The following is a 24,265-nucleotide window of genomic DNA, read 5'->3' as shown; positions in this document are numbered from 1 at the left end:
AGTGCGCCCGAACTACTGTCATCGGGTGGCACGAGCACGTGTGGGACCGGCAGCGGTTCTGGCTCTGTGTCTGGGAATTCTGGCGGCCGGTCTGTTCGTCGGGATCACATTTTCTCAGGTGACCGGCCGTTGCTCGGCCCCGACGATCATCGGCGGTCTGATCGAGGGCTTCTCGGCTCGCGCGACCGTGTCGGACGGGTCCACGCTGACCGGGCGTGTCGAGGCTGATCAGGCCGCCGCGGTGCGAGTGGGGCAGGAAGTGTCAGTCGACCAGCCTCTGGCCGAGACGGCCGTGAATGCCTGGATCGTCGCGCTCCGCGGGAACGAGTTCACGGCCAGCGTGGATCCACCGCCATGGGTCGCGGTCGTTTCCTCCCCGGCCCCGGGCATCTTGCGGTCCGGGCGCAGCGGGACGGTCGAGGTCGACACGATCGCCGTCAGCAAGACCCTGCTGACGCCCACTGCTGCGCTGACACCGGTTCCTGGGCGGCCAGGCCTGGCCACGGAGCTCATCGGAGGATACGGCGCCCCTGTCGAGCGTGAGCTCCGCCGGGTCGAGGCGATCGAGGGCGATTTCGCGCTCGCCGAGCTCACCGACGATGCAACCGCGGCCGGTCTGGGCATCCGATCTCCCACCCGCGATCGTGGGTGGTACGGCGTCATCGTGCCCGATCGGCTCTGTCGGGTCGCTGCTCTGTGGCCTCCGGTCCTGGACGGTCCACGAACCGCGCGCATCGCCGAGAACCGCTAGCGCCCGACACGATCACACCCGGCATGGGCCGCTTCATGGGGCCAGATGTCGGGCCGCGCACGATGAGATCGACTCCTGTCCTACGACACAGAGCCGCGCCGACTCCTCGCGGACACCAAGGCCCTCGCGACTCGGAACCTCGTCCCGGAACGCCCGTCGGCGACCGGTCGTCAGGTGACCGCAAGGTCGGCGCCGGTATGGCAGCTGGTCGAGGCGGGGTACGGGAACGGGAGATCGTGAGCCGAGCGAACGACAGAGGGACGATGGACACGCGCGACACGCGGAGGCGGCGGGTCCGAGGGCTCGTGCCCGCGCTGGCACTGGTATCGCTGACCGGGCTGGCCGCGCTGACTGCGTGCGGAGCGGCGGGGGAACCCGCATCCGGTTCGCCGGTCGCCCGCTCGACGGTCACGACCTCGACGCCGACGTCCACCTCCGTCGCGCCGACGACGGGAGCCGCTGTCGGCACGCCGTCGGGACCCGCGGCGACCTCCACGACCACCTCGCCGCCGGGGCGGCCCGGCGTCATCGTCCCGATCGCGCCGGGTGGTGACGCCGCCGGCGTGCCGCCGGTGTGTCCGACGTCGTCGTTGTCGATCACGCTGGGTCGTGGGGAGGGCACGACGGGGACCGTCTACCGGCCGTTGGTCTTCACCAACACCGGCTCGTCGGCCTGCCGGTTGCGAGGCTTCGCCGGCGTCTCCCACGTGGCCGGGGACGACGGACACCAGGTCGGACGCGCCGGCGCCTGGGTCGGCCCGCGGGGCGACGCGGTCGAGCTCGCTCCCGGGGACACCGCACACGCGATCATCAGCGTGACGAACGCCGACCTGGTCGACCGCGACGCGTGCCGGCCCACCGAGGTGCGCGGCTTCCGGGTGTACCCGCCGGGGAGCGAGGGGGCCGCGTACGTACCGTCCCCCGGAGTCTCCTGCTCGGGCGAGCTGTCCACGATCCGCGTACGGACCATCGTGCCCGGGCCGGGTGATCTCAGCGGCGACACCGGTGTCACGGCGCCGCACTGCGCTACGACCGCGCTGTCGGTGCGGCTGGGAGAGGCCGAGGGTGCGGCCGGGTCGAGCTATCAGCCGCTGGTGTTCACGAACACCGGGGAGTCGGTGTGCGCGCTGCAGGGGTTCCCGGCCGTCGCGCACGTCGCCGGCGACGACGGTCATCAGGTCGGCCCGGACGCCGAGGAGGTCGGCCCGCCCGGTGAACGGGTGGAACTTGCTCCCGGCGACTCCGCGCACGCGACCCTGCGCACCTCGGACACCGGTGCGCTCGGGTCGGACCGGTGCGATCCGGTCGAGGTCCGCGGTCTGCGTGTCCACCCGCCCGGCGAGGACGCCGCGGCGTATGTGCCCCGTCCCGAGCGGGCGTGTGCCGGCGACGTGGTGACGCTCCGGATCGGGGCAGTGACCTCGGACTCCGACTGACGCCGACGTCCGGGGGCGCGCAGAGCGCTCCCTGGACACACCGCTGCGGTCGACGCCCCCCTCACCATGACCGTGATCGGGCCTCGATCACGAGTCGTCGATGAGCCTGGAGGACTGTGATCGCGCCGTCGGACCCGAGAATCCTCGGGAGCATGCCGACGGCGCGCGGGCCGTCGGCGAGGGACAGCCCCTGCAGTGACCACTCGATGCCAAGGACGGCGTCGGCGGGCTCCTCCGACGGCTGGCCGTGCTGGGCGAGTAGATCGGCGAGGGCCGCGCTCCACGCGACCTCGTCGGCGCGCACTCCCACGGTGGCGCGCAGCACGGCGACGACGATCAGGCCCAGGACGATCAGCAGCAGCGTCCACGTCCAGGAGCCGGTCTGCGGGTCCTTGTGGTCGGCGAGCCAGACCGTGGCGGCGATCGTGGCGGCGCCGAGGGCGGTCCCGCTGCTCCACCACAGCGCCCGGCGGCTGGCGCGTCGGTTCCGAGCGGCCTGGGACCCCTGGGTCGTGCCGGGTGGGTGGGACACCGTCGAGCGGTTGGTGGACATCGTCGGGCTCCTGCTTCGTCGTGCGTCGGTAGATGGGCTCGGGGCCGCCGACGAGGCGCCGCTCTAGAACCCCAGCTGCCCGTGGGCGTTGAAGCCCTTCGCGCGCACCCGGCCGTCCGGGGTGAGCAGCAGCAGGTGCTGGTCCCCGTGGGCCACCATGGCGGCGCCGGTCAGGTCCGGGACGGGCGTCCACCCCCGGGGGCCGACCTCACCGCCGCTGAGTCCCTCGTGGTCCCGCATCAACACGGTGCCGTCGGCGGTCCGGACCCGGACCCCGGCCGGACCCGCCGTCGTGACGGCGGACCCGGCGGGTAGCTCCTGTACCGGGGTCAGGGTGCAGGCGCGTCCGCAGTCACCCGGGGGCCGTCCCTCGAGTCGCCCGCGCACCCACACCGACCCGTCGAGCCCGATCATCACCAGGCCATACCGCCCGGTCGAGAGCGCCACCGTGGCGTCCGGCCCGGCGAGCCGTGTAGTAGGTGCACGACGTCAGCAGGACGAGCGCCAGCCCGAGCAGGACGGCGACACGGACGGTCATGCGGGGAGTCTCGGGCGGCCCGAGGAGCGGGTCTGCCTCCTTCCCGACGACCGGTGTGTCACGGTCGCGACACTCGTCAGCCGAGGGGCCCGGTCGCTCCAGGTGGTCGTGGGCGTAGTCGCGTGCAGTCCGACCGCAGCAGTTTGATCCCACGGGGGCGAAGGGCGTCAGTCAGTGGGCAACGGGTCGGTCGCGCGGGGGCCGCATCCGGCTGTGGCAGCGGTGCGGAATCGGGCGCGCTCGTGTTACCCGGCGTGGTCGAGCGGCGGCGGCGTGGGGACGGCCGATTCCGGCTCGAGTCCGGGGCCGGAATCGTCTCGGAGCTTCGGGTGGTGGCTCCTAGTGTGGTCGCCGATTGTGGCCGGCGCTGGCGTCCGGGATCTTCGGTTTCCGTACAGCAGGGCGTGTGGGCCGCACCGGTGCGCCCGTTCGGGCGAGCGGACAACTAGCCGGAGCAGGCAGTGGGGAGCCCTCATCTTGAAAGCCTCGATCACGCTGACCGTCGACGGTCGGGAGCGGTCGCTGACGATCGATTCCCGGACCACCGTGCTCGATGCCCTCCGCGAACACCTCGACGTCACGAGCGTCAAGAAGGGTTGTGATCACGGCCAGTGCGGTTCGTGCACGGTCCTGCTGAACGGTCGGCGCACCCTGGCGTGTCTCTCGCTCGCCGTCGCCCACGACGGCGACGAGGTCGTCACCGCCGACGGGCTCGCCCCGGAAGGGGAGCGGCACGCGATGGCGCAGGCGTTCCTGGACGCCGACGCCTACCAGTGCGGCTACTGCACCCCGGGCCAGATCACCTCGGCGGTCGGGATGCTCGGAGAGGTCGACAACGGTCACCCGAGCGCCGCGGCGACCGACGTGGCCGCCCCGCCCCGACTCGACCGCGCCGAGATCGCCGAACGCATGAGCGGCAACCTCTGCCGCTGCGCCGCGTACGCCAACATCGTCACCGCGATCGAGAACGCGCACGCCGCGCAGGATGGAGCCCTCCGGTGAGGCCCTTCACCTACACCCGCGCCGACGACGCCGACGGCGCCGTCGCCTCGGTGACCGCCGACCGGGAGGCGATGTTCCTCGCCGGCGGCACCAACCTCGTCGACCACCTCAAGCTGGGCATCGCGGCGCCGAGCACGCTCGTCGACGTCACCGGCCTGACCTCCGACCGGATCACCGATGTGGACGGCGACGACGGGCAGGAGGGAGGCCTGCGGATCGGAGCCGCGGTCCGCAACTCCGACCTCGCCGCGCACCCCCGGGTGCGCGCCGAGTACCCGGCGCTTGCCGAGGCGCTGCTGCAGGGCGCGTCGGGCCAGCTGCGCAACATGGCCACCACCGGCGGCAACCTGCTCCAGCGCACCCGCTGCGCCTACTTCCAGGACCGCACCACACCGTGCACGAAGCGATCACTCGACGAGCCGTGCTCGGCGCTCGGAGGATGGGCGCGATACCACGCGATCCTCGGCGCCGCCGAGGACGACGAAGGCCTGCAGCGCTGCATCGCCACCCACCCGTCGGACATGGCCGTGGCGATGTCGATGCTCGACGCCCGGGTGCAGGTCCTCGGCCCCGAGGGCGAGCGCACGATCCCGATCGGGGAGTTCTACCGGCTTCCCGGCGACGACCCGACCCGCGACACCGTCCTGCGCCACGGCGAGCTCATCACCGCCGTCGACCTCCCGCCCGCGCCGATCGCCACCAACTCCACCTACTACAAGGTCCGCGACCGGGCGTCCTACGCGTTCGCGCTCGTCTCGGTGGCGGCCGCGCTCGAGGTCGACCGCACCCCCGACGGGCCGGTCGTCGCCGACGTGCGCCTCGCCCTCGGCGGGGTCGCGCACATGCCGTGGCGCGCGCACCGTGCCGAGGAGGCGCTGCGCGGGCGCCCGGCGACCGAGGAGAACTTCCGCGCCGCCGCGGAGGCCGAACTCGAGAGCGCGCGACCCGTCGAGAGCCCGGCCGGCGGTAACGCCTTCAAGATCCCGCTGGTGGCCGGGACCGTGACCGCGGCCCTGCGCCGCCTGGCCCAGGACCCGTCTGCGACCGACGGCGTCTCCGGAGAATCCGCATGAGCATCACCGCACAGTCGATGGGCACCTCCCACCCCCGCATCGAGGGCCCCCAGAAGGTCGCCGGCACCGCCCGCTACGCCTTCGAGTACCCCGTGGTCCGGCCGCTGTACCTGCACCCGGTGCAGTCGACGATCGCCCGGGGCCGGATCACCGCGATCGACGCCTCGGCGGCCGAGGCCCTCGACGGTGTCGTGGCCGTGATCACCCACGAGAACGCAGTCCGGCTCGCGGACACCTCGGACGCCGAGTGGTCGGTCCTGCAGACCCCCGAGGTCGGGTTCCGCGGCCAGTACGTGGCCGGGGTGCTCGCCGAGGGATCCGAGATCGCCCGCCAGGCCGCCGAGCTCGTGGCCGTGGCCTACGACCAGGACACCCACGTGGCGTCGCTCGACGAGCACTCGCCCGATCTCTACGCCCCGGACGTGGTCAACCCGGCGTTCGCGACCGATGAGAGTGTCGGCGATCCGGACGCCGCTCTCGCCGCCGCCGAGTACACGGTGCGCCAGACCTACACCACGGCGATGACCCACAACAATCCCCTCGAGCCGCACACCACGATCGCGACCTGGGACGCCGAGGGCGGGCGGCTGACGCTGTTCGAGTCGACCCAGGGCGTGGTCACCACCCGCAAAGCCGTCATGAGCCTCTTCGGTCTCGACGCCGACGCGGTCACCGTGATCGCCCCGCACGTCGGCGGCGGGTTCGGCTCCAAGGGCAACCTGCACGCCAACACCGTGCTGGCCACCCTCGCCGCGATGGCCGTGCCCGGCCGCGCGGTGAAGTACGCGCTGACCCGCCAGCAGATGTTCGACCTGGTCGGGTACCGGACACCGACCATCCAGCACGTCGCGCTCGGCGCCGAGGCCGACGGGACGCTGACCGCGATCACGCACGACGTCGTCGAGCAGACCGCCCGGTACAAGGAGTTCGCCGAGCAGACCGCGACCTACAGCCGCTCGATGTACGCCACCCCCAACCGGCGCACCACCCACCGCCTGGTCCCGCTCGACGTCGGGATGGCTTCGTGGATGCGAGCGCCCGGCGAGGCTCCGGGCAGTTTCGCCGCCGAGGTCGCCATGGACGAGCTCGCCGTCGTCGCCGGCCTCGACCCCGTCGAACTGCGGGTGCGCAACGAGCCAACGGTCAGCCCCGAGTCGGGGCTGCCGTTCTCCAGCCGTAACCTCGTCGCCTGCCTGCGACGCGGCGCCGAGCGCTTCGCCTGGTCACATCGCGACCCGCAGCCCCGCGCCCGCCTCGTCGACGGCTGGTGGCACGGCACGGGGGTGGCTGGTTCCAGCTACCCGGTCAACACCATGCCCGGGTCCACCGCGGTCATCCGCTTCCACCACGACCCCTCGCTCGACCCCGCCCTCGGCGCCACCGGGCGCTACGAGGTCGAGATCGCCGCCGCCGACATCGGCACCGGAGCACGCACCGTCCTCACCCAGATCGCCGCCGACGCGCTCGGCGTGCCCGCCGAGGTCGTCGACGTCGAGATCGGCGACACGGCGCTACCGACCGCATCGCTGGCCGGCGGGTCCTCGGGCACGGGCTCGTGGGGCGCGACCATCGCCGACACCGCCGACCGCTTCCGCGACAAGTGGGGCTCCGACCCCGAGGACGGCGCCGAGGCCGACGGGGCCATGCCCGACAACGCCTATGGTGACCAGTACGCGATGTCGGCGTACGGAGCGCATTTCGTCGAAATCGCGGTCCACGCCGACACCGGCGAAATCCGAGTGCCACGGATGCTCGGCGTATTCGCAGCAGGACGCATCGTCAATCCGACGTTGGGGCGGTCGCAGTTCCTGGGGGGCATGACGATGGGCCTGTCGATGGCCCTGCACGAGCAGAGCGTGCTCGACCCGCGCACCGGCCACGTCGTCAACCGTGACCTGGCGAACTACCACGTCGTTTCCAACGCCGACGTCAACTCCATGGAGATCGACTGGATCGACGAGCAGGACCCCTACGTCAACCCGATGGGCACCAAGGGCATCGGCGAGATCGGGATCGTCGGGTCGGCCGCAGCCATCGCCAACGCCGCATATCACGCCACCGGTCGGCGCGTGCGTTCGTTGCCGCTGACGGTGGACGACTTCATCGGGTGAGCGGTCGGCGGGACTGATCAGCGGGATGACGCACTCGTCGCGTCGTCAGTTCGATCCGCGAGGTGGGGCCTTGTCCTGTCACCAACCCGGACCTTCACCGCACAAGCAGCGCGGCCTGCTCGAGTTCGTGCTGAAGACGGTCCGAGGCGGACCCGCTGAGATCTCCATCGTCTCCGAAGGACGGCAGGCGGCGCCGAGGACACGACCACGACGCGGAGCGGGGTCGGCGCGGGTCTCGTGGGCGGCGTCGGCCTGCTGGTGCCACGCGCTGTGGTGCCCGGGGGTCCGGTCAGCTGTCGACGGTGAGCACCACCTTGCCGACCATGTGCCCGGCCTCCACCAGCTCGTGGGCCTGCCGCAGGGTGGTGGCATCGAGGGGGCCGACCTCGCAGGTGAGCGTGGTTCGTAGCGTTCCGGCGTCGACGAGCCCGGCGACGGTCTCGAGGAGGTTGTGCTGCACGACCATGTCGTCGGGGGCGTAGAGCGGGCGGGTGAACATGAGCTCCCAGTGAAAGGTGATGCTCTTGTTCTTCAACGGCAGCAGCTCGAGCCCTTCGGGCCCGTCGATCGCGCAGATCGCGCCTCCGGGGCGAAGCATCCGCTCGTAGGTCTCGATCATCCCGCCGGTGCGTGAGGAGAACACGAGGTCGACACCGTCGGGCGCGACGGCGGCCACGGCCTCGCCGAGGTCGCCCGAGTGGTCGACGACGTGGTGGGCGCCGAGGTCGCGCGCCCACTGCTGCGACTCCGGACGCGACGCGGTTCCGATCACGGTGAGCCCGGTCAGCGCGCGAGCGAGCTGGATGACCATCGAGCCGGCCCCGCCGGCGGCCCCGATCACGACAAGCGTGCCGGTGGAGTCGGCGTCGACGCCGAAGCGGTCGAACAGGGTCTCCCACGCCACGATGGTGGTGAGCGGGAGCGCGGCCGCCTCGGCGAAGGACAGGGTGCGCGGTTTGGGCCCGACGATCCGCTCGTCCACCACGTGAACCTGCGCGTCGGTTCCTGCCCGCGCGGTCGAGCCGGAGTAGTAGACCTCGTCGCCGGGGCTGAACATCTCGACCTCCGCGCCGACTCCCCTGACGACCCCTGCCGCGTCGTAGCCCAGGATGTGGGGCTCGCCTCCAGGGTCCTTTCCCGCGCGGAGCTCGATGTCGACCGGGTTGACCGACACGGCCCGCACCGCGACAACGAGGTCTCTCGGGCCGGGGGCGGGGACGGGCACCTCGACATCCTCGAACACATCCGCGCCCCCAGGACGACGGTAGGCAACGGCACGCATCGTCTCGGTCATACGCCCATCCTTCAGTCTCGCGGTAGGTGAGGCAGTACGGCGACTCGCAATTCGGCGCCGTGCTGGTCGAGGTTCCCTCGGACCGTCGGGCGGTCGGCGCGGCGTCCTGTCGGCGCGGACGTGAATCCCTCGATGCCAGTCATCACGAACAGAATGTCAGCCATCGTCTTCAATTTCCCCGTCGAGGGTGAGAAGTACGAGGCATGGGTGTGCAACCGTCCGATCAGCGGCTGGCGCTCGCCCCCGCCGCGGAGCCGAGGCGGTTCTGCGCTGAGACCGATGTCGGGTGTTCAGCGCACGAGAAGCGCGGCCTGCTCGAGGTCGAGTTCGCGTTGGATGCGGTTGAAGGCGGCCTCGGTGAGGTTTCCTTCGTCGCGGAGGGAGAGCAGGCGGCTTCTCTCGGCGGTGATCATGGCTTGGCCGTAGCGCCGGTAGGTGTCGCGGGGGAGTTCCTGCTGCCCGTTGTCGGTCGCCGCGCGCGGTTCGAGGAAAGCTTGCGGGTCGGAGTCGGCGGTGCCGGCGCCGTCGGTGTGGGACGGCGATTCGAGGGCGGCGAGCTGTTCGTCGGCGTCGTGCCTGCGGTTCTGCACGCGGCGGCGGAGCTGGTCGACGACCTCGTCGCCGCCGCGGTCGTCCTGTTCCATGTCTTCGAGACAGGCCAGCGCGGCGTCGGCCGCTTCGCGTCGCGCGTGTGCTTCCTGCCGTGCCTCGGTGGCCACTTCCGACCCGCCGCCGGCGAGCCGGCGCGCCAGCAGGGGGAGGGTCAGTCCCTGACCGAGCAGCGTCGCCAGGATGACCACGAAGGTGAGGAAGACGATCAGGTCGCGCTGTGGGAAGGCCTGCCCGTCGGGCATCACCAGCGGCAGGGTCAGGACCGCGGCCAGGGACACCGCGCCCCGCATCCCGGCCCACGCGGTCAACGTCGACTCACCCCAGGTCGCGCTCCGGTGCCCGAGAGCGGCGGGTATGGCCTGTTCGGTGAGGGCCAGCCACACGACACGGACGACGACCAAGGTGATCACGACCGCGACCGATGACGTGATCACGACGGCGAGCGGGGTCGAGGCGAGCCCGGCGATCACGTCGCGCAGCTTCAGCCCGACCAGCAGGAAGACGATGCCCTCGAGGAGCCAGGACACCGCGGTCCGGACCGACCCGGTCACGACGCGGGCTCCGGGCTCCATGATCGTCGTCGCGCGGTGGCCGAGGTAGAGCCCGGTGCAGACCACCGCCACCAGGCCGGAGGCGCCCACCACGTCGGCGGGCAGATAGGCCGCGAACGGGGCGACCAGGAAGACCACGACGTCGGTGTAGGGGTTGCGGACCCGCCGGCGCACCCAGGCCATGACCGCGGCGACGAGTCCACCGATGACGAGCCCGCCCAGGGCGCTGAGCAGGAACTGCCCGCTCGCCTGGGCGAAGGTCAGGCCCTCGCCGGTGGCCGCGGCGACGGCCACCGTGAGCACGGTGAGCGCGGCGGCGTCGTTGAACAGGCTCTCGCCCTCGAGCAGCGCCTCGACCCGTCTCGGCAGGCGGATCCCGCGCGCGACCGCGGTCGCGGCGACGGCGTCCGGCGGCGCGACGGCAGCCCCGAGCGCACACGCCGCGGCGAACCCCAGGCCGGGCACCACGGCCGAGGCCACGACCCCGACCGCCAGCGCCGACACGATCGTCAGGCCGACCGAGAGCAACAGGATCGGCCGTATGTGCCGCCGGAACGCCGGCAGTGACGCGGCGAACGCCGCGCAGTAGAGCAGCAGCGGGAGCAGGACGACCAGCACCAGGTCCGGGTCGATGCGCAGCGGCGGGACGCCGGGCACCCACGACACCGCGGCGCCCACCACCAGCAGCGCGATCGGGTCCGGGACACCGATCCGACGTGCCCCGGCCCGAACCATCGCCGTGAGCGCCACCAGTCCGGCGACCACCGCAACGATCTCGACCACCACGACCGACTCCTCGCGCTCGACCTGCTCGACGCGGCTCCGGCTGCACGTCAGTCCGGTGGCCCGGACCGACCGTAACCCGTCGGGCCTCGCCGCTCGGCGCGGCTCGACGGCTCTGAAGCCGAGGCCTCAGGGTTGGAAGACGGCGCGGACGCAGCCGTCTTCCTTGTTCTTGAAGATGTCGTAGCCGCGGGGTCCGTCGTCGAGGGACATGACGTGGGTGGCGAGGTGGCTGGTGGTGATCTCACCCTTGGCCATGCGGTCGAGCAGCATCGGCAGGTAGCGCTGCCCGTGCTGCTGAGCACCGCGCAGCGTGAGGCCCTTGTTCATCAGGGCCCCGAGGGGAAACTTGTCGACCAGGCCGGCGAACACTCCGAGAGAGAACACCGACCCGCCCTTGCGGCAGGCCATGATCGCCTCACGGATCGCGAGCGGACGGTCGTTCTCCAGACGCAGCTGCTGCTTGACGTAGTCGTAGAGGTACGCCGGGCCGGTGGTGTGGGCCTCCTGGCCGACCGCTTCGATGCACACGTCGGGGCCGCGGCCGCCAGTGCGTTCCCGGAGTTCGGCGCCGACGTCGGTGCGGCTGTAGTCGATCGTCTCCACCCCGACGTGCTTCTTGGTCATCGCGAGCCGCTCGGGGAGCCGGTCGATGACGATGACCTGCTCGGCGCCGAGCAGCGTGGCGGCGCGGGCGGCCATCTGGCCGACGCCTCCGGCGCCCCACACCGCGACGGTGTCCCCGGGCTGCACGCCGCCGAGGTGCGCGCCCATCCAGCCGGTGGGGACCCCGTCGGAGGCGAACACCGCGGAGAGGTCGTCGACCTCCTCGGGGACGGTGAACGCCCCCTGGTCGGCGAACGGGACCCGGACGTACTCGGCGTGGCTGCCCATGAAGCCGCCCATGGCGTGGGAGTAGCCGAAGATGCCACCGGGCTCGTAGCCCCACAGGGCCTGGCCGATACCGGGGTTGGTGTTGGTGTTGTCGCACAGCGACCACAGGTCGTTGTCGCAGTACCAGCAGGTGCCGCAGCCGATGAAGGACACCACTACGACCCGGTCGCCCACGGAGTGCTTCGTGACCTCCGGGCCGATCTCGACGATCTCGCCCGTGAACTCGTGCCCGATCACGTCGCCGGCCTCCATGGCCGGGATGTAGCCGCCGAGCAGGTGCAGGTCCGACCCGCACGAGGTGGTGTAGCGGACCTTCACGATCACGTCGCCGGCGTTCTGGATCCGTGGGTCGGGGACCCGCTCGACCGCGAGCTTGTTGACGCCCTCCCAGCACAGTGCCTTCACAGTCGCCCCTCTCCCCAGGCCCGCGCGGTGACCGCGCGCAGCAGTTGTCCGGCCGGTCCGGGGTGGCTCGACCCCGGCCGGGACGGTTCGACGACCTCGCCGCACTCCAGGACCGACTTGGTCTCCCGCAGCGCCGCGCGGACCGCGCGACGCAACTCGACCGACCCGCCGTCGGGAGCCGTCGGCCTGGCCGCCAGTTCGGTGCCCTTGTCACCCGGCGCGGCGCCCACGGTCACCTCGACCTCGCTGCGCATCCGACTCAACGGGCCAGAGCCCTCGACTTGGGTCTGGACGTCCTGCGGTGTGCGGTACACGGTCACGACCAGCCACCGCCCGGGTCCGTCAGACCCGCCGCGGCGAGGGCCGCCGGAGCCGACCAGCCCTCGAAGTACCCCGACCGCGCCGGCTGTCCACGTCGGCGCCCCGGTCGCCTCGTCCTCTACTCTGCTCACGTCTTCTCCTCATCGTGCAACGGTCCTCGACGTCACTCCGCACAGACCTGGTGACCGCGTCGGCCTGGGACGACGGTGGGTCGGTCAGATCGGTGACTTTTCCGCGATGACGTCCACCGGCTCGATGCTCGGCGCGGTGAACAGCACCCCGGTGTTGTCCTGGAGGGCCTGGGCGACGGCGCCGGACAGATGGGTCCGGCGGCCGTCGTCGTCGGGGAACGCGTCGTAGATGCCGAACGAGGAGGGCCCGAAGCGCAGCGCGAACCAGCGGACGGTCCCTGGTTCCTGCTCGACCAGGTTCAGCCCTTGACGGAGGAAGTTCTCGACGTCGCTCTCCCGGCCGGGGAGCGCCTCGATCCGGACCAGCAGTCCGACGGTCACGGGCTCGGCCATGTCATATCTCCTTCTGTCGGGGGTGTCGACCAGGGTCCTGGTGGTCGGGTCAGAAGGCGGCGCCGGCTGCCTCGGCGACGATCTGGTCCTGCTCGCCGGTGGAGGTGTCGAACGCCCGGTCTCTCCCGCTGCGGTCGCACTCGACCCGGTGGACCGGGTGTGGTCCGGGCAGGGTTCAGGTCGGGTTGAGGACGACCTTGGTCCAGCCGGCCTCGCGGGCGTCGAAGTGCTTGTAGGCCTCCGGGGCCTGCTCGAGGGGCAGGTTGTGGGACACGATCCAGGAGGGCTTGACCTTGTCCGCGGCGATCAGGTCGCGCAGTTGGCGGTTGTAGCGCTTGATCGGGGCCTGCCCGCAGCCCATCTGCTGGCCCTTGAACCAGAAGTTGCCGAAGTCGAAGCGGGCCTTGCCCTGCTGGGCGAGCTCGTCGGGGGCGCCGGGGTCCTGGGGGACGAACACGCCGACGGTGCCGATGCCGCCGGTGAACCGGACCGAGGCGACCAGCTTGTTGAGAGTGTCGGCGTTGTCCTCGTGGCCCTGGGGGTCGTGGGCCTGGTAGCCGACGCATTCCGCGCCGCGGTCGGCGCCGACTCCCTTGGTGTGCTGCATGACCTGCTCGACGGGGTCGCCCTTCGAGTCGTCGATGGCGATCGCCCCGATCTGCTCGGCCAGGCGCAGCCGGTCGGGGTGGCGGTCGACGACCATGACCTTCGCTGCACCCCTGACGGTGGCCGAGAGGGCGGCCATCAGTCCGACTGGGCCGGCGCCGTAGATGACGATGGTCTCGCCGGGCTTGAAGCCCGACATCTCCACGGCGTGCCAGCCGGTGGGGAAGATGTCGGAGAGCATCACGTAGTCGTTCTGCTTCTCGGTGGCGTCGTCGGGCAGGCGCAGGGCCTGGAAGTCGCCCCAGGGGATGCGGAGCAGTTCGGCCTGCCCGCCGGCCCAGCCGCCCATGTCGGCGAAGCCGTAGGCGCCGCCGGCGACCCCGTCGGTGTTGGCGTTGAGGCAGTAGTTGGTCAGGCCGTGCTCGCAGTTGCTGCAGTGCCCGCAGGAGACGTTGAACGGTGCGGAGACCATGTCCCCGACCTGCACCTTCTCGATCCCGGGGCCGACCTCGACGACCTCGCCGACGTTCTCGTGACCGAAGATGCGGCCCTGTTCGAAGTCGGTGCGGCCCTCGTACATGTGCAGGTCCGACCCGCAGATGTTGGTGGCGGTGATGCGCACCAGGACGTCGTTGGGTCGCTCGATGCGGGCATCGGGGACCTCGGAGACCGAGACGTCGCGCGGACCGTTGTAGACCAGTGCCTTCATGGGGACCTCCGTGGCAGCAGTGACTGTGGTGGGCTGGGCCGGAATCAGGTGCGGGCGCGAGCCCGGCCCGCGGCGAACTCCTCGACCAGCGCCGCGCCGAAGGCGGGCAGGTCGTCGGGGTTGCGGCTGGTGACCAGGCCGTCGTCGCGGACGACCTCCTGGTCGACGACGTGGCCGCCGGCGTTGCGGATGTCGGTGCGGATGCTGGGGAACGACGTCAGGGTCCGGCCCCGGACGACGTCGGCCTCGACGAGCGTCCACGGGCCGTGACAGATCGACCCGACCGGCTTGCCGGAGTTCACGAAGTCCCGCACGAAACCCACCGCGTCGGCGTCGGCGCGCAGGCCGTCGGGGTTGACCGTCCCGCCCGGCAGGATCAGGGCGTCGAAATCATCGGGGGAGACCTCGGAGACCAGCTGGTCGACGCGGAACGTGTCGCCCTTGTCGATGTCGGCGTTCATGGCCTGGATCTCGCCGGTGTGGATGGAGAGCAGCGTGACCTGCGCTCCGGCGTCCTCCACGGCCTGGCGGGGCTGCTCGTACTCGACCTGTTCGACGCCGTCGGTGGCCAGGATCGCCACCCGCCGTCCGCGCAGTTCGTCGCTCATCGACGATCACCTCTTTCTGGTTGACGTGCAGGACCCCGACCCCGACGTCGGGACGTTCTGACGGCCGCCTACTCGCCGCGGACGTCGCTCCCGGGGTGTGGGGGACGCCCGGTGGTGTCAGCGCGGGACGGCGCCCGTGCGGTGGGCGGGGCGGGCCGCGGCGCGGTGCGGGCCGGGCTTCGTGGGTGCCGTGGGGGCGCGGTGTTGCCGAGCAGGCCGCCGAACACCGCGACGGCGGCGTCACTGGCCCCGTCCGGGCCGGGGCGGTCGTGACGGTCGCGGTCGCAGGCCAGCGCGACGAGGTCGGCGGCGAGGTCGGCGAGCTTGGTGTTGGTGTGCTGGGACAGCCGGGCCAGCAGGGCGAACGCCTCGTCCGGGTCGATCGCGAAGTGGCTGATCAGGATGCCTTTGGCCTGCCCGATGGTGTCGCGGGTCTGCAGGGCCCGGGACAACCCGTCGACGCGCTCCTCGAGCTGGGCGATCCGGTGCTGCGCGGACTCCACGGGCCGCACAGCGCTCTCGTGGCCCACGCCGCAGATGCGGGAGCTGTGGTCACGATCGGACGGCATCGGCATGGGCTGCGATTCCTCCGCGGCGTGAACCGGTGATGACTGGCAGCGACGACGTTAGGAGCCGCCGCAGCCGGACCAGAGCCGTTTCCGGACGCCAGGACGGTGCGGAATCGGCACCTGCCGCGCAGTCTCCGTTCCTGCGAGTGGCGGTCAGCGCAGCGGGCAGGCCAGCGTCGCGGCGGGGGCCTCGCCGTAGTGGTGCCGGTAGGCCGCGGCGAACCGCCCGGGGTGGCTGAACCCCCACCGGTGCGCGATGTCGATGACGCGGATACCGCTGCCGGGGTCGGCGACGACGAGGTCGGCGCGGGCGCGCTCGAGGCGGACGTGCTGGAGGTACTGCTTCGGGGACCGGTCGAGCTCGCGGCGGAACCCCGCGTGCAACGCCCGCACCGAGAGCCCCACCGTGCGGGCGACGCCCTCGACGGTCAGCGGCTCGTCGGCGTGGGTCCGCATCAGGTCCGCCGCTTCGCCCACCGTGCTGCGCTGCGCCGGTTCGGGTCGGTGGTGCAGCTCGTGGGTCCAGTTGTTGGGCTGGCCCAGCAGCAGGGTGCTCACCATCTGTTCGCGTAGTTGCGCCATCACCAGCGGGTTCACCGCCCCGGGCCCGGCGCCGGCGAGGACCCGCTGGAGCAACCGGGCCTGCCCCAGCAGCGCCGCGGTGACCTCCTCGCCCATGGCAGGGTCGAACTGCAGGTCGGGCCGCTCATCTTGGGCGGTGACGAACCGCGCGGCCAACGACTGCAGCACGTCCAGGTCGATCCGCAGCACCAGCAGCCGCAGGGCTTCGCCCCAGTCCATCACCAGTTCCGAGGCCGGTGTGCCGACCACCGCCGACCGCCCGGCCACAGGGTCGAGCCGGCGGCCCTGGTGGCTCGCGGTCAGCGCCCCGCTCAAGGGAAGGCACACCGAGACGTAGTTCGGGAGCGGGTCGGCGGTCAGCCGCACCGCCATCCCGTAGTCCATCTCCAGCACCGACAGGCCTGGTGTGCGGACCCCGCGGATCTCAGCGGTGAAATGGCCGGCTCGGGCCGGGACGACGGTGTGGCTCGACATGATGTCGGTGACCTGCGCGACCAGGTCGTCGAGATCGTCGGTGCGGACCAAGGCTCGACCCGCCGGGTCACTCGGTTGCTGGGTCATCGACTTCCCCCGGGCCGCGGTGCTGGGCCGGCGGGCCGCCGCTGGTGGCGCGAGCCGACGCGTGCTGCACCCGGGTCGGTGCGGGTGCATGACGAAGACACCCTACGTACGGGGTGCCCGGTATGCGAATCACAGGAGATCCCGTGGTGACCCGGTGGTCGGACGGCGTGCGCCCCGCGGTCGGTCGATGTGCTGCGCTGACTGCGGGCGAGCGCACCAACCGAGGGTGAGGACGGCTCGGCCGGACATCGTGGTCTCGGCGGCCGGGCGCGGTGTCGTGACGGTCAGGCGCGGATCGGGTGCTGGGCGATCCAGTCCTCGGCGGCGATCAGGGGCAGCAGTGCCGTCCACATGGCCTCGACCCGGGCGGGCAGTTCGTCGAGGGTGCCGCTGCGTTCGCAGATCAGGTTGTGGCCCGCCATCAGGGTCGCGACCTGCCGGGCGAGTACCGCGACGTCCACGCCCGGTCGCAGCGAACCGGTCGCGGCCGCCTCCCGCAGCCGCGACGCGACGACCCGCTCGACGAACCGGTAGTGCGCGGCGCCGTGGCGGACCGTGACCGCGGCATCGTTGAGCAGCCGGACCCCGCCGCGAACGATCGCGTCGTGGCGGACGGTGTCCACGACCCGCTCGGTCAGCACCACCACCGCGCGTAGCGGTTCCCACTCCGGCGCCTCGAGCTCGGCCAGCACCTCGGCCCACGCCGCGTTGGTCGCAGCGATCACCGCGTCGGCCACGGCCTCCTTGTGCGGGAAATGGAAGTACATCGCACCCTTGGTCACCCCGCTGCGGGACAGGATCTCGCTCAGCGTGGCCCCGTGATAACCGACCTCGGCGAACCGTTCCGCGGCGGCCGCCACGATCGCGGCGCGGGTCGTCAACGACTGCTCGTGGCGCTGCCCGGACCGACCCGGCCCGGAGGAGGAATCTGCTGAGGGGGTCACCGTGCTTGCCTCCCGATCGACCGCTTTCGCTCCCCCTCGGCAGAGCATTCTACGAAGCCCGGAGAGTCGAGCAGTCTCATCGGGCACCGCGCCCGCTCATGAGGGATCGCGGCCGGGCCGGGGGTTCAGCGCGGGTGGAGCGAACAGGTCGATGACCTGCTCGTCGTCGCAACGCTCCGGTGGCCGACGACCGTCAGGACGCTAGAACCTCCCGCTGCCATCCACCGAGCCGGTTCCGGAGACCGACGAAGGTCGGAATCGGCCGGGACGGCCGACGTGTTCGGCGGTCGGGTGGGGCCCGTCAGGTGTTCGCAGGCGTCCCGACGGGCGATATGGGTATTTCGATGCCGTCCGTCCCGACGAGAGGAACGTCGTCCGTGCGCAGTGTGTTGCTCGCTCTCCTGCCCCCGCTCCTGCTCGTCCTCGCCGGGTGCAGCTACGGCGCCGAACCGGCTGCATCCTCGTCGCGGCCCTTCGCACCGGAGAACACCTCGGCGCCGGCCAGCCCGGACACGTGGCTCTCCCAGGTCTGCACAGGGCTCGCTCCGGCACGCACCACGACGGGGCCGCCCGAGTCGATCGCCGGTCAGCCGGCAGCGTCCAAGCAGCTCATGCTCGCCTATCTCGACGGCCGCATCGCCGGGCTCGGCCGGGCGGCGGACCAGGTGAACGCGGCCGGTCCGGCACCGGTGGACGACGGCCAGAGCGCCACTGCCACGGCCGTCGATCTCTTGCGCGAGCAGGCCGCGACGCTCTCCGAGGAGCGGGCGGCGCTCGCCGCGGTCCCGGACAACGACCCCGCGACGATCGCGAACCAGCTCCAGCAGGTCCGGGCGAACGCGGTGACCACGAAGGCGTCGACGCTGCGGGACCTCGCGAGCCCGGCGGCTCTCGTCGACGAGGCCTCGGAGGTCCCGGCGTGCGAAGGGCTGCGCTGAGTCGGTGCTCGAGGGCTCCGATCTCGTCCGGTTCGTCGAGGACGCCGCGGACGTCGCGGCCGGACCCGTCGGGTGATCGCACGATCCTCGTCGGCGTGGCCGTCGGTCGGGGTCGGCCAACACCGCATCGGGCAGTGCACCCTGCAGGGGTTCCCCCGGGGTGTCCTGCTCGACCGACGTCTCGACGATCCCGGTGCGCACGATCCTGCCTGGCTGCGGCGACCTCGGCGGCCGGGCCGATCCCGGCGCACTCGGCTCGGAGCGGTGTGATCCGACGGCGGTCCGAGGACTGTGTGTGGTCCCGCCGGGCGAGAGCGCCGCTGCCTACGTGCCCCGCGCCGGGACCGCGTGCGCCGCAGACGTGGTGACGTTGCGGGTCCGGGCGATCCGGTCGGATGTCGACTGAGCCGGCTCGGGTTCAGAGGCCCAGCCCCTGCCGGTAGGTCCGGACCGCTTCGCGGTGCTCGGGGCGTGCGGCGGCGTCGAGATCGTCGAGCAGTCGGGTGATCCTCGCCGGCACCTGGGTCGCGTCCGCGCCGTAGTGGTGGATCTCGTCGAGCGCGATCCGCAGCAGGGTCGGGACGTCGTCGGAGGGGATGCAGAGGCGGGTGGTCCCCCGATCGTCCTCGATCCGGACCGGCGGCCAGGGGCGGGTGACGATGCGACGGAGCAGGTCGTGGACGGCGTCGAGGATCTGGCAGGCGGTCGTGGGGTCGTTGATGCTCGTCGAGAGCGCCTTGACCGCCACGTCGACGAGTTGCCGGAAGCCGAACGCCAGGTCCTGGTCCATGGTCCGCTCGGTCGCGGTGCGGACGTGACAGGAGTACCGCTCCGCCCTCATGCCACCACCACCGGCTCGAGGATGGACGACGAGCAGCGTCGCTCCGGCGGGCACGAAGTCCCCGACGCGAGGCTCGAGGACGACGACGCTGTCGTCCTCGACGGCCTGACCCAGGAGTCCGTCGTGATCGACGGACACGACGAGCCCCGGTCTGTCGGCCGCGACCGCGGTGCCCGGACCGACGATGGTCGGCGGCGCCGGAGCCGGAGCAGCGTCGACAGGGTGGCGGGACTCCAGCAGGTCCCGGGTCTCCTCGGCGATGCTCGTGATGATCGATGACGCCTGGATCATGTGCACCACGTGGTGGATGTAGAGCACGAACTGGCCGACCGCGAGGAGCACGAGCAGGCCAGACACCGTCACCGAGACCCGCGGGACGAAGGGATCGGTGTCGGCGGTGCCCAGCACCTCCCGCAGAGCGAAGACGGCGTAGAGGAAGCTCGCGATGAACAGCCCCAGCGACCACTGGATCGTCCGGTCGTGCAGGAACTGGCGCAGGACACGGGGCGAGAACTGGCCGCTGGTCAGCACCAGGACCACGACGGTGATCGAGAAGACCAGGCCGGTGAAGGAGATCATCGCGGTGATCACGGCACCGAGGAAGCTGCGGGCACCTTCGGGTGGCCCGGGGAAGAGGAACGCGCCGCGGTCGTCGCCGATGGCGTGATCGAGGCGGGCGAGAGCAAACGCGAGGACGATCGCGACGCCGCCGCACCAGGCCGGGACGACCCAGAACCGGCCGGAGGCGTTCCGCGCGCTGGGGGTCATCCGGCTCCTCGGCTACGGCTCTGCCCGGGACGTCGGGCCGGGCGTCGGCGCGGCGCCGAGGTGGCCGGCGGTCGACGTGCCGGCATGCCGACCGGAGGTACCCGCTCCCACCGGCCCGATACCGGATCGAACACCACCGGGCGGTGCGCGGGCGAATCGAGATGCTGGAGCAGGCGGTTGTGTCGAGCGGGGGAGTTTCCTGACGGCCGCGTCCGACCGGACCGGGGAACTCCGGTCCCTGCCGTCGGCCCCGGAGCCAGGGGAGCTCCTGCCGTCGCGCCCGGCGCGGTCAGTCGCTCCGCCCAGTCACGAGATCGCCCTCGGGCAGCCCGCGGTGCAGCGGCTCCATCGTGCGGTACCAGGTCTCGGCCGGGACGGAACCACCGGTGAGGGTCCCGTCCGAGCAGACGCGGACGGGGTCGGTGCAGACGGGCTGCGGCGCGCCTCGGTCGGAGAAGGTCAAGACCGCTCCGGCGTACGACGACGTGGCGCCGACGAACGCCGACGACGCCGAGACCTGGGTGGTCCCCGTCTTGCCGATCATGGGTCGGTCCCACCCCGTCTCGTCGGCGGCATCGGCGGAGGTGCCGTCGGTGTGGTCCCGTGAGAGAGCGGTGCGCAGATCGGCCGCGATGGAGGCGGGCACCGCCTGCTCGCAGGGCGGGGCGGGGAGATCCATGGCGCGGCCCTCGCGGTCGGTGACGGACAGGATCGGTGTCGGCGGACACCAGCGGCCGTCGGCGACGAGGGTGGCGGCCACGTTGGCGAGTTCGAGCGGACTGGTCGGGTTCGGGCCGAGGGTGAACGAGGCCTGGTCCTGTGCGGCGACGGCCTCCCCGATGGTCCCGCCGCCGCCTGGAGACGGCGCGTCGAGGGTCCGCCGCAGGCCCAGCGCCCGAGCGGCGTCGACGACGGGTCCGATCGAACCGATCCGGTCCTCGAGCTCGACGAACGTGGTGTTCGGCGAGGTCGCGAGCGCCCGGGTCAGCGTCATGCGGTCGTCGTAGCTGCCGAGGTTCTCGACGGTGTAGCCGGGCGAGATCGCCGAGGTGTAGCGCTCGGGGACGTCGAGCTCGCTGTCGGGAGAGATCAGCCCCTGCTCCAGAGCGGCTGCGGCCGTGAAGATCTTGTAGACCGACCCCGCGCCGCGGAGGGGTGCGGTGACCAGGGGCAGCGAGCTCTGCCCCTGCCCGGCGTCCGGTCCGTACTCGCGGTTGGTGGCCAGGGCCAGCACCGGCCGGGAGCCCGTACCCGGAGCCACGACCGCGACCACGTTCGCGACCCCCGACGAGGTGCCGACCCGTCCGGCGGCCGCGTCGGCGCGTGCCTGTGCGTCCGGGTCCAGCGTCGTGCGGACGGTGTAGCCGCCGGTGCGCAGCTCCGATGAGGGAATCCCGGCCTCGGCCAGCTCCTCCCCGGCGTACCGGCAGAAGAAGCCCAGCCCTTCGGAGGCCGCTCCGCACCCCGGGGCCGGACGGGCCAGGGGCGAGAGCATCCCGAGCGGGGCGTCGTCGGCCGCTGCGGCCTGTGCCGACGAGATCGAGCCGACGTCGGTCATGGCGCGCAGGACCTCGCCGCGGCGGGCCCGCGCGGCCTCGGGGCGGGTCGTCGGGTCGTAGCCCTGCGGACTGCGGACGATCCCGGCGAGGAGCGCGGCCTGCGGCACCGTCAGGGTGGCTACGCCCCGAGCCGCGCCTGCGATCTCCACGCGGTGGCCACCCCACCAGCCCAGGAGTCGGCCTTCGGGGCCTGTCGGAGCGATCAGGCCACAGGGGTCTTCGCAGTGGTCCCAGAGCAGCAGGCCACCTCGTCCTCGACCGCGGAGTCCAGGCTCGTCGGCGAGGAGAGCACGCCGTCGCTCCCGTAGACCTGGGAGTCCTCCTTGACGGTGTAGACCTCCCAGGGCTCCTTGCCGGGGCCGTGGACCCAGACCTTGTCCTGGCGGGCGTAGCAGCAGGTGGTGTCGTCCTCGACCTGGGTGAACAGCCCGAGCTCGCCGAGCCGGGCGGTGGCGTCGTCGACCTCGGTGGTGGTCTCGACCTCGACGCCGAGGTGGTCCATCACGGTGGGGCGGTCGGGCTCGCCCTCCAGGAGCACCAGCTTGAGCGGGGGCTCGGTGATGGCGAAGTTGGCGTAGCCGGGGCGTCGCTTGGCCGGCTCCGCGCCGAACAGCTGGCTGTAGAAGCGGATCGAAGCTTCGAGGTCGGAGACTCGCAGGGCGAGCTGCACGCGCGACATGAGGTGGTCCTCCCGGGACTGTGGCGGCGCCTGTTTCGACGTCGGTCGAGGCAGCACCTTGCGGGTGTAGATAGACGACTGTCAAGGTAGACGGATGTCGAAGCAGGAGGCGGAGGAGCGGGTGCTCGTTCAGCTCGCCGAGGTCGTGGGGTGTTGCTCGCCGTTGGCCCGCGAGCCGTTGTCGGCCGGGCAGTCGGGCGAGTTGGCGCGGGTGTTCAAGGCGATGGGGGACCCGGTGCGGTTGCGGCTGCTCTCGCTGATCGCCTCGCATGCGGGTGGCGAGGCGTGCGTGTGCGACCTGACCGACGTGTTCGACCTGTCCGGTCCGACGATCTCCCATCACCTCAAGGTGCTGCGCGAGGCCGGGCTGATCACCGGCGAGCGCCGGGGCACGTGGGTGTACTACCGGGTGCGCCCCGAGCTGCTCGCCCGGGTCGCCACCGTCCTCGTCCCCTCCGACGCTGCTGATGTCGTTCCGACCGACCGTGCGGCGCTGCCGGTGGTGGACGCGTGAGCGCGCCCACGCGCGACGAGGCATCCGTGGTCGGGAAGCTCTCCACTCTCGACCGGTTCCTGCCGGTGTGGATTCTCGCCGCCATGGCGGTCGGGCTCCTTGCGGGCCGCCTGGTCCCGGGGCTGGGGGAGGCGCTCGGTGCGGTCGCGGTCGACGGGGTCTCGCTGCCGATCGCGCTCGGCCTGCTGATCATGATGTACCCGGTGCTGGCGAAGGTCCGCTACGACCGGCTCGACACCGTCACCGGCGACCGCCGCCTGCTGGTGTCCTCGCTGGTGGCGAACTGGCTGCTCGGCCCCGCGCTGATGTTCGCCCTGGCGTGGCTGCTGCTGCCCGACCTGCCGGAGTACCGCACCGGGCTGATCGTCGTCGGGCTCGCCCGCTGCATCGCCATGGTCATCATCTGGAACGACCTCGCCTGCGGGGACCGCGAGGCCGCCGCCGTCCTCGTCGCCCTCAACAGCGTCTTCCAGGTGATCGCCTTCGGGGCGCTGGGCTGGTTCTACCTTTCCGTGCTCCCCGGCTGGCTCGGGCTCCCGACGACGGGCCTGGACGTCTCCCCATGGGCGATCGTCCGCTCGGTGCTGATCTTCCTCGGTGTCCCGCTGCTCGCCGGCTACCTCACCCGACGTCTCGGAGAGCGCGCGAAGGGTCGCGACTGGTACGAGGCGAAGGTCCTGCCCGGGATCGGGCCGTTCGCGCTCTACGGGCTGCTGTTCACCATCGTCGTCCTGTTCGCCCTGCAGGGCGACGCGATCACTTCCCAGCCCCTCGACGTCGTCCGGATCGCGCTGCCGCTGCTGCTCTACTTCGCGGTGATGTGGGCCGGGTCCTACGCCCTCGGCCGTGCGGTCGGGCTGGGCTACGAGCGGACCACCACGTTGGCGTTCACCGCCGCGGGCAACAACTTCGAGCTGGCCATCGCCGTCGCGATCGCGACCTGGGGCGCGACCAGCGGTCAGGCCCTCGCCGGGGTCGTCGGCCCGCTGATCGAGGTCCCCGTCCTCGTCGGCCTGGTCTACGTCTCCCTGTGGCTACGTCGTCGGCTCTTCCCCGCCACCGACCCCGCGCTCGAGGAGACCCGCCGTGGCTGATCAGCCCTCCCCGCAGGAGTCCCGGCCGGTGCCCGAGGTGCTGTTCGTGTGCGTGCACAACGCCGGGCGCTCTCAGATGGCCGCCGCGCTGCTCGCCCACCACGCCGCGGGCCGGGTGCGGGTGCGCTCCGCCGGGTCCGCCCCGGCCGACACCATCAACCCCGACGTCGCCGAGGTGATGGCCGAACTCGGTATCGACCTGACCCACGAGGTCCCCTCCAAGCTCAGCACCGACGACGTCGACGCCGCCGACGTCGTCATCACCATGGGCTGCGGGGACGCCTGCCCGGTCTTCCCCGGCAAGCGCTACCTCGACTGGCAACTCGACGACCCCGCCGGCCTGCCCGCCGAGCAGGTCCGCCCGATCCGCGACGACATCGACCGGCGGGTGCGAGCCCTGCTGGCCGAACTCACCGTCACCACGCACACCGCCACGGTCTGAGCG

24 protein-coding genes are annotated in these 24,265 nt (G+C 71.9%); 9 read left to right on the top strand and 15 right to left on the bottom strand.

What is annotated here, in order from left to right:
- The first annotated feature begins 25 nt into the window (after positions 1 to 25).
- Positions 26 to 751: a hypothetical protein gene (locus BJ983_RS18120; protein ID WP_179795080.1), complete on the top strand. Its 726-nt coding sequence runs from the start codon at positions 26 to 28 to the stop codon at positions 749 to 751.
- Between the two features lie 305 nt (positions 752 to 1,056).
- A complete protein-coding gene (locus BJ983_RS18115; protein ID WP_179795079.1) occupies positions 1,057 to 2,187 on the top strand; it encodes a DUF4232 domain-containing protein in 1,131 nt (376 codons plus the stop codon).
- A gap of 61 nt (positions 2,188 to 2,248) precedes the next feature.
- Here BJ983_RS18115 and BJ983_RS18110 read toward each other — a convergent pair whose 3' ends face one another.
- Both BJ983_RS18110 and BJ983_RS18105 read right to left on the bottom strand, forming a co-directional pair.
- The gene (locus BJ983_RS18110) at positions 2,249 to 2,740 is read right to left on the bottom strand and encodes a hypothetical protein (RefSeq protein WP_179795078.1); all 492 of its coding nucleotides are present in this window, start codon (positions 2,738 to 2,740) and stop codon (positions 2,249 to 2,251) included.
- Between the two features lie 63 nt (positions 2,741 to 2,803).
- Positions 2,804 to 3,187 carry an RCC1 domain-containing protein gene (locus BJ983_RS18105; RefSeq protein ID WP_179795077.1) on the bottom strand — a complete coding sequence of 128 codons (384 nt, stop codon included), beginning with the start codon at positions 3,185 to 3,187 and terminating at the stop codon, positions 2,804 to 2,806.
- 568 nt (positions 3,188 to 3,755) lie between these two features.
- On the opposite strand from BJ983_RS18105, the gene BJ983_RS18100 reads away from it, so the two are divergent.
- Genes BJ983_RS18100 through BJ983_RS18090 form a run of 3 tightly spaced genes read left to right on the top strand, consistent with a single transcriptional unit; the run spans position 3,756 to position 7,464 of the window.
- Entirely contained in the window at positions 3,756 to 4,280 is a 525-nt protein-coding gene (locus BJ983_RS18100; RefSeq protein WP_179795076.1) for a 2Fe-2S iron-sulfur cluster-binding protein, read from the top strand.
- Positions 4,277 to 5,353, top strand: coding sequence for an FAD binding domain-containing protein (locus tag BJ983_RS18095; RefSeq protein ID WP_179795075.1), 1,077 nt, complete (start codon positions 4,277 to 4,279; stop codon positions 5,351 to 5,353). The genes BJ983_RS18100 and BJ983_RS18095 overlap by 4 nt, the downstream gene beginning before the upstream one ends.
- Positions 5,350 to 7,464, top strand: coding sequence for a xanthine dehydrogenase family protein molybdopterin-binding subunit (locus BJ983_RS18090; RefSeq protein WP_179795074.1), 2,115 nt, complete (start codon positions 5,350 to 5,352; stop codon positions 7,462 to 7,464). Before BJ983_RS18095 ends, BJ983_RS18090 begins: the two co-directional genes overlap by 4 nt.
- Positions 7,465 to 7,753: 289 nt before the next feature.
- On the opposite strand, the gene BJ983_RS18085 is transcribed toward BJ983_RS18090, so the two are convergent.
- From BJ983_RS18085 to BJ983_RS18040, 10 genes are all read right to left on the bottom strand, one after another.
- Complete coding sequence (locus BJ983_RS18085; protein ID WP_246326335.1) at positions 7,754 to 8,746, bottom strand: zinc-binding alcohol dehydrogenase family protein; 993 nt, start codon at positions 8,744 to 8,746, stop codon at positions 7,754 to 7,756.
- 302 nt (positions 8,747 to 9,048) lie between these two features.
- The gene (locus BJ983_RS18080; RefSeq protein ID WP_179795072.1) at positions 9,049 to 10,707 is read right to left on the bottom strand and encodes a Na+/H+ antiporter; all 1,659 of its coding nucleotides are present in this window, start codon (positions 10,705 to 10,707) and stop codon (positions 9,049 to 9,051) included.
- Between the two features lie 126 nt (positions 10,708 to 10,833).
- Positions 10,834 to 12,003 (bottom strand): alcohol dehydrogenase catalytic domain-containing protein, encoded by a 1,170-nt coding sequence (locus BJ983_RS18075; protein WP_179795071.1) that lies wholly within the window; start codon positions 12,001 to 12,003, stop codon positions 10,834 to 10,836.
- The gene (locus BJ983_RS18070) at positions 12,000 to 12,257 is read right to left on the bottom strand and encodes a hypothetical protein (protein WP_179795070.1); all 258 of its coding nucleotides are present in this window, start codon (positions 12,255 to 12,257) and stop codon (positions 12,000 to 12,002) included. Before BJ983_RS18070 ends, BJ983_RS18075 begins: the two co-directional genes overlap by 4 nt.
- A 282-nt stretch (positions 12,258 to 12,539) precedes the next feature.
- On the bottom strand, positions 12,540 to 12,848 hold the full coding sequence (locus BJ983_RS18065) for a putative quinol monooxygenase (RefSeq protein ID WP_179795069.1): 309 nt from the start codon (positions 12,846 to 12,848) through the stop codon (positions 12,540 to 12,542).
- Between the two features lie 175 nt (positions 12,849 to 13,023).
- Positions 13,024 to 14,163 carry a glutathione-independent formaldehyde dehydrogenase gene (locus BJ983_RS18060; protein WP_179795068.1) on the bottom strand — a complete coding sequence of 380 codons (1,140 nt, stop codon included), beginning with the start codon at positions 14,161 to 14,163 and terminating at the stop codon, positions 13,024 to 13,026.
- 44 nt (positions 14,164 to 14,207) lie between these two features.
- Entirely contained in the window at positions 14,208 to 14,771 is a 564-nt protein-coding gene (locus BJ983_RS18055) for a type 1 glutamine amidotransferase domain-containing protein (protein WP_179795067.1), read from the bottom strand.
- A 68-nt stretch (positions 14,772 to 14,839) separates the two neighbouring features.
- Positions 14,840 to 15,274, bottom strand: coding sequence for an ANTAR domain-containing protein (locus tag BJ983_RS18050; protein WP_343054239.1), 435 nt, complete (start codon positions 15,272 to 15,274; stop codon positions 14,840 to 14,842).
- Positions 15,275 to 15,493: 219 nt separating this feature from the next.
- Entirely contained in the window at positions 15,494 to 16,447 is a 954-nt protein-coding gene (locus tag BJ983_RS18045; RefSeq protein WP_179795065.1) for an AraC family transcriptional regulator, read from the bottom strand.
- Between the two features lie 320 nt (positions 16,448 to 16,767).
- On the bottom strand, positions 16,768 to 17,427 hold the full coding sequence (locus BJ983_RS18040) for a ScbR family autoregulator-binding transcription factor (RefSeq protein WP_179795064.1): 660 nt from the start codon (positions 17,425 to 17,427) through the stop codon (positions 16,768 to 16,770).
- A gap of 377 nt (positions 17,428 to 17,804) precedes the next feature.
- On the opposite strand from BJ983_RS18040, the gene BJ983_RS18035 reads away from it, so the two are divergent.
- Complete coding sequence (locus BJ983_RS18035; RefSeq protein WP_179795063.1) at positions 17,805 to 18,365, top strand: hypothetical protein; 561 nt, start codon at positions 17,805 to 17,807, stop codon at positions 18,363 to 18,365.
- Positions 18,366 to 18,783: 418 nt separating this feature from the next.
- On the opposite strand, the gene BJ983_RS18030 is transcribed toward BJ983_RS18035, so the two are convergent.
- The 3 genes from BJ983_RS18030 to BJ983_RS18020 all read right to left on the bottom strand — a co-directional run bounded on the left by BJ983_RS18030 (position 18,784) and on the right by BJ983_RS18020 (position 22,212).
- Complete coding sequence (locus BJ983_RS18030) at positions 18,784 to 19,974, bottom strand: DUF2254 domain-containing protein (RefSeq protein ID WP_179795062.1); 1,191 nt, start codon at positions 19,972 to 19,974, stop codon at positions 18,784 to 18,786.
- 289 nt (positions 19,975 to 20,263) lie between these two features.
- Positions 20,264 to 21,682: a penicillin-binding transpeptidase domain-containing protein gene (locus BJ983_RS18025; RefSeq protein WP_179795061.1), complete on the bottom strand. Its 1,419-nt coding sequence runs from the start codon at positions 21,680 to 21,682 to the stop codon at positions 20,264 to 20,266.
- A 53-nt stretch (positions 21,683 to 21,735) separates the two neighbouring features.
- Positions 21,736 to 22,212, bottom strand: coding sequence for an ArsI/CadI family heavy metal resistance metalloenzyme (locus tag BJ983_RS18020; RefSeq protein WP_179795060.1), 477 nt, complete (start codon positions 22,210 to 22,212; stop codon positions 21,736 to 21,738).
- A gap of 94 nt (positions 22,213 to 22,306) precedes the next feature.
- Between BJ983_RS18020 and BJ983_RS18015 the strand changes: the two genes are divergently transcribed.
- Genes BJ983_RS18015 through BJ983_RS18005 form a run of 3 tightly spaced genes read left to right on the top strand, consistent with a single transcriptional unit; the run spans position 22,307 to position 24,262 of the window.
- Positions 22,307 to 22,726: an ArsR/SmtB family transcription factor gene (locus BJ983_RS18015; RefSeq protein ID WP_179795059.1), complete on the top strand. Its 420-nt coding sequence runs from the start codon at positions 22,307 to 22,309 to the stop codon at positions 22,724 to 22,726.
- The gene (arsB, locus tag BJ983_RS18010; protein WP_179795058.1) at positions 22,723 to 23,820 is read left to right on the top strand and encodes an ACR3 family arsenite efflux transporter; all 1,098 of its coding nucleotides are present in this window, start codon (positions 22,723 to 22,725) and stop codon (positions 23,818 to 23,820) included. The genes BJ983_RS18015 and arsB overlap by 4 nt, the downstream gene beginning before the upstream one ends.
- The gene (locus BJ983_RS18005) at positions 23,813 to 24,262 is read left to right on the top strand and encodes an arsenate reductase ArsC (protein WP_425484772.1); all 450 of its coding nucleotides are present in this window, start codon (positions 23,813 to 23,815) and stop codon (positions 24,260 to 24,262) included. Before arsB ends, BJ983_RS18005 begins: the two co-directional genes overlap by 8 nt.
- Positions 24,263 to 24,265 lie beyond the last annotated feature (3 nt).

It is taken from the genome of Actinomycetospora corticicola (assembly GCF_013409505.1).
Classification (GTDB): Bacteria; Actinomycetota; Actinomycetes; order Mycobacteriales; family Pseudonocardiaceae; genus Actinomycetospora; species Actinomycetospora corticicola.
This window is presented reverse-complemented; position numbering and strand designations above follow the sequence as displayed.

Excerpts from the sequence above, each read along its gene's own strand:
- BJ983_RS18110 (WP_179795078.1), bottom strand. The coding sequence starts at position 2,740 with ATGTCCACCAACCGCTCGACGGTGTCCCACCCACCCGGCACGACCCAG.
- BJ983_RS18090 (WP_179795074.1), top strand. The coding sequence starts at position 5,350 with ATGAGCATCACCGCACAGTCGATGGGCACCTCCCACCCCCGCATCGAG.
- BJ983_RS18085 (WP_246326335.1), bottom strand. The coding sequence starts at position 8,746 with ATGCGTGCCGTTGCCTACCGTCGTCCTGGGGGCGCGGATGTGTTCGAG.
- BJ983_RS18070 (WP_179795070.1), bottom strand. The coding sequence starts at position 12,257 with ATGCGCAGCGAGGTCGAGGTGACCGTGGGCGCCGCGCCGGGTGACAAG.
- BJ983_RS18065 (WP_179795069.1), bottom strand. The coding sequence starts at position 12,848 with ATGGCCGAGCCCGTGACCGTCGGACTGCTGGTCCGGATCGAGGCGCTC.
- BJ983_RS18060 (WP_179795068.1), bottom strand. The coding sequence starts at position 14,163 with ATGAAGGCACTGGTCTACAACGGTCCGCGCGACGTCTCGGTCTCCGAG.
- BJ983_RS18055 (WP_179795067.1), bottom strand. The coding sequence starts at position 14,771 with ATGAGCGACGAACTGCGCGGACGGCGGGTGGCGATCCTGGCCACCGAC.
- BJ983_RS18030 (WP_179795062.1), bottom strand. The coding sequence starts at position 19,974 with ATGACCCCCAGCGCGCGGAACGCCTCCGGCCGGTTCTGGGTCGTCCCG.
- BJ983_RS18020 (WP_179795060.1), bottom strand. The coding sequence starts at position 22,212 with ATGTCGCGCGTGCAGCTCGCCCTGCGAGTCTCCGACCTCGAAGCTTCG.
- BJ983_RS18015 (WP_179795059.1), top strand. The coding sequence starts at position 22,307 with ATGTCGAAGCAGGAGGCGGAGGAGCGGGTGCTCGTTCAGCTCGCCGAG.